Here is a 953-nt window from a genome sequence, read left to right as displayed (position 1 = left end):
CGCCGGGGCGCACCACGCCCACGGCGCGCCCGCCGTCCACCCGCACGCCCACCCGCTCCGCCAGCACCTCGGCGCCGGTGCGCGCGGCGGCGGGGCGCAGCGCGGCGAGCAGGCGGCGGTTGTCGACCTGGTGGTCGCCCTCGACGAGCAGGCCACCACCGATCTGCGGCGTCAGCACCGGTTCCAGGCGGCGGACCTCGGAGCCGGTGAGCCGGCGCGCCGCCAGGCCCAGGGAGCGCTGCAGGTCCAGGGCCTCGTCGAGGACGGCGAGGTCGCCGCGGTCGAGGGCCACGGCGAGGGTGCCGCTGGTGCGGTGCCCCACCCCGGGACCGGCCCCGGGGTCGGTGCCGGCCGCCGCGGTGAGCTCCGCGACGAACCGCGGGTACCGGCGGGCGGCCTCCAGGCCGAGCCGCAGCAGCGGTTCCTCGCCCGGGTGCAGCTCGGTGACGGGCGCCAGCATCCCCGCCGCCACCCAGGAGGCACCCGTCCCGGGGGAGGGGTCGCACACCAGGACGGACAGGCCGCGCTGCGCCGCGCGCCAGGCGCAGCTCCAGCCGATCGCACCGCCACCGACGACCGCGACGTCGTACCGCGCGCGCGAGGGTTCCACAGCACTCCCTTCGCCGGCACGACCCGGATCAGGTTCGACGGTCGGCGAGTCCGCTCGCCCTCTCAGCCCGCTGCACGGGCTCCCGTGGTCGCGGCCACGCTACCCGAGAGCCGGCGGCGCCCGCCGTCGCGGGGACGGGGCGCTGGCACACTCGGCGCCCGTGCCCCCCGAGACCGCGGCGGTCCCCGCGACCGCACCCCGCCGCCCCGCCGACCGCCTGGCCGCCGCACGGCTCTACCTCTGCACGGACTCCCGGGCGCGCCAGGGCGACCTGCCGGAGTTCCTCGACGCCGTGCTCGCCGCCGGCGTCGACGTGGTGCAGCTGCGGGAGAAGGGCCTGGAG

The 953-nt window shown here is 79.3% G+C and carries 1 protein-coding gene, 1 pseudogene and 1 riboswitch; of the genes and pseudogenes, one reads left to right on the top strand and one right to left on the bottom strand.

The features are described from left to right. Positions 1–610, bottom strand: a 610-nt coding sequence (locus ABEB16_RS22410) for an FAD-dependent oxidoreductase (RefSeq protein ID WP_345714358.1), incomplete at its 3' end; no start/stop codon positions are given. Continuing rightward, a riboswitch (TPP riboswitch) is annotated at positions 598–706 on the bottom strand. (Overlaps the previous gene by 13 nt.) A 64-nt stretch (positions 707–770) precedes the next feature. Here ABEB16_RS22410 and ABEB16_RS22405 point away from each other — a divergent pair. Then, positions 771–953: pseudogene (locus ABEB16_RS22405) on the top strand (thiamine phosphate synthase); the annotation flags it as partial.

Source organism: Kineococcus glutinatus (assembly GCF_039542765.1).
Taxonomy (GTDB): domain Bacteria; phylum Actinomycetota; class Actinomycetes; order Actinomycetales; family Kineococcaceae; genus Kineococcus_A; species Kineococcus_A glutinatus.
This window is presented reverse-complemented; position numbering and strand designations above follow the sequence as displayed.